We start from the raw sequence: 3,069 nt of genomic DNA, 5'->3' as shown, positions 1-3,069 counted from the left end.
GTCCATCATCTCCTTTTCGAAGCGCACACCGTACTTCAAGAGTTTCTGGTCCCAGTTACTCATGTTGAAGCCCATGGATTGCTTTTCCAAGGTTTCCTTGTAGCTAGCGTACAGCTGAATCATGGTGTTCATGATGGTACGGTGGTCGCTACGGGTCTTGCCGTTCACCTGCTGTTTCAAGCGGCTCAAAGAACCGAACGGTTCGATACGGCCCTTGCGCAAGTAGAACTGACCTTCGGTAATGTAACCCGTGTTGTCCGGAACCGGGTGCGTCACGTCGTCGCCCGGCATGGTGGTCACGGCCAAAATCGTAATGGAGCCCGAACCTTCGAAGTCCACAGCCTTTTCGTAACGGCTGGCGAGCTGAGAGTAAAGGTCACCGGGATAACCGCGGTTCGACGGAATCTGTTCCATCGTAATGGCGATTTCCTTCATGGCGTCGGCAAAGTTCGTCATGTCCGTGAGGAGCACGAGCACGTTCTTGCCTTCGGTTGCAAACTTTTCGGCAACAGCCAAGGAAGCATCCGGCACAAGCAAGCATTCCACGATCGGGTCAGATGCCGTGTGCATGAACATCACCGTACGGCTCAAAGCACCGTTCTTTTCGAGGTAATCCTTGAGGTAAAGGTAGTCATCGTGCTTCAGGCCCATACCGCCGAGGATAATCACGTCGACTTCGGCCTGCAAAGCAATACGTGCCAAGAGTTCGTTGTACGGTTCACCGGCGATAGAGAAAATCGGGAGCTTCTGCGAAACGACGAGCGTGTTGAACACGTCAATCATCGGGATACCCGTACGCACCATCGTCTTCGGGATGATACGCTTGGCCGGGTTCACGGACGGGCCGCCAATCGTGATGCGTTCGCCATCGACTTCGGGGCCGTTGTCGCGGGGCATGCCAGCACCGTTAAACACGCGGCCAAGCAAAGCTTCGCTGTACGGAACCTTCATCGGTTCGCCAAGGAATCGCACTTCGGAATCGGTCGAAATACCGCGAGCGCCAGCGAACACCTGCAAGTCCACCATGTCACCGTCAATGCGGATCACACGGGCAAGAGATGTGCCGAACGAACTTGTCACCTGGGCGAGTTCCTGGTTGGCAACGCCTTCGGCCCTCAAAGTAATCACGGAACCGGCAATGCGTTCAATACGATGGTAAGCAACATTATGCATTAGCGGAAACCTCCTTCACGGAAGCGAAAATACTAGATTCGAGATCCTTGAATTCCTGAGAGTCAAAGGCCACGCGGTTCCAGTCCTTGGTGGTCTGCGTCAATTTCAGGAAGAACGTACGAGCGACATCCTTCTCCGCAAACTTCATCGGAGTCGTAAGGATGGTGAAAATCTTGTCGAACACGTACTTCTGGCGTTCAGCGGAACAGGCAGCGTCGATTTCGTTATACGCATCCTGCTGCAGATAGACGGCATCCAGGTATTCGGATTTCAAATAAATTACAAAGTCGTCGATGGAGGTACCTTCTTCGCCCACCACCTTCATCATGTTGTTCACGTCCACGCCTGCGGCGAGAATGTGACGGGCTTCGGCCACCTTCTTCGATTCGATGATGCCTTCGTACTTGGACCAAGAATCAAGCGGATGGATAGCCGGGAAACGGCGTTGGTCGGAACGTTCACGGCTAAGGCCGAGGAATGCGCCCACCACCTTCAAGGTTGCCTGCGTCACCGGTTCTTCGAAGTTACCACCTGCCGGAGAAACGGAACCGCAAATCGTCACAGAACCCGTCTTGCCGTCCTTGAGGCGGACAACGCCACCGCGTTCGTAGAACGAAGCAATCACGGATTCGAGGTAAGCCGGGAACGCTTCTTCGCCCGGAATTTCTTCCAAACGGCCGCTCATTTCGCGCAAGGCCTGTGCCCAACGGGAAGTGGAGTCAGCGAGCAAGAGCACGTTGAGGCCCATCTGACGGTAGTATTCAGCGAGCGTCACGCCGGTATAAACGGAAGCTTCACGGGCAGCCACCGGCATCGAAGACGTGTTACAAATAATCAGCGTACGTTCCATGAGGGACTTGCCCGTACGCGGGTCAATCAATTCCGGGAATTCACGAAGGGTTTCCACCACTTCACCAGCACGTTCACCGCAAGCGGCCAAAATCACAATGTCCACGTCGGCGTAGCGGCTCATGAGCTGCTGGAGCACGGTCTTACCGGCACCGAACGGGCCCGGCGTACAGAACGTACCGCCCTGCATCACGGGGAAGAACGTATCGATAATGCGCTGCTGCATCGTCAAGGGCTTGCTCGGACGGAGACGTTCTTCGAAGGCCTTGATCGGCATCTTCACCGGCCAGGTCTGCACCATCGTCACATCGACCTTTTCGCCCTTGTCGTTCTTGAGTTTCGCGACAACTTCTTCGACAGTGCGGTCACCGGCAGAAGTAATATAATCAACGGTCCATTTGCCCAAAAGCTTGAACGGCACCATGATGCGGTGCGTGAACACGCCTTCCGGAACAGTGCCGAGCGTATCGCCCGCGACAACAACGTCGCCAGCCTTCGCGACCGGTGTAAACGCCCACTTCACGTCACGCGGGAGCGCTTTCAAATACTTACCGCGCTGCAAGAAAAAGCCGCATTCGTCAGCAAGCTTCGGCAGCGGGTTCTGCAAACCGTCAAACACTTGTGTAAGAAGACCGGGTCCAAGTTCAACAGAAAGAAGTTCACCGGTAAATTCGACTTCGTCGCCAGCCTTGAGGCCAGTCGTATCCTCGAATACCTGGAGTTCAGCGTAATCACCACGAATGCGAATCACTTCGCTCTTGAGGGGAATGATTTCAGCCTTACCATCTTTGTTTTTTGAAACGAGCTTTGCATAAGCCACTTCGTTCTGGGAAACGGCGCTTTCGAACTTGACACGAATCAGGTTTCCGTTCACGCCGGTTATTTTTCCGATACTAGCCATTGAAAATGGACCTCCAATCATTCCTGCCTAAACGCAGGATCGTTAGCATTAATAACATTGATGACGGCTTTGTCGCCCGCAATTTCGTTCAAGCGTGCCCAGCGCTCACAAATTCTGAGTTTTATCGCGTAGGCATAAACATGCTT

General features: G+C 53.9%; 2 protein-coding genes. Both read right to left on the bottom strand.

Annotated elements, in window-relative coordinates:
- On the bottom strand, positions 1-1,173 hold a 1,173-nt coding region (locus IK012_RS04435), incomplete at its 3' end, for a V-type ATP synthase subunit B (protein WP_290951071.1).
- Positions 1,166-2,923, bottom strand: coding sequence for a V-type ATP synthase subunit A (locus IK012_RS04430; RefSeq protein ID WP_290951068.1), 1,758 nt, complete (start codon positions 2,921-2,923; stop codon positions 1,166-1,168). The genes IK012_RS04430 and IK012_RS04435, both read right to left, overlap by 8 nt.
- Positions 2,924-3,069: the final 146 nt, after the last annotated feature.

It is taken from the genome of Fibrobacter sp. (assembly GCF_017551775.1).
Lineage (GTDB): Bacteria > Fibrobacterota > Fibrobacteria > Fibrobacterales > Fibrobacteraceae > Fibrobacter.
The sequence above is the reverse complement of the archived record's forward strand: the minus strand, read 5'-3'. Positions and strand labels throughout refer to the sequence as shown.

Excerpts from the sequence above, each read along its gene's own strand:
- IK012_RS04430 (WP_290951068.1), bottom strand. The coding sequence starts at position 2,923 with ATGGCTAGTATCGGAAAAATAACCGGCGTGAACGGAAACCTGATTCGT.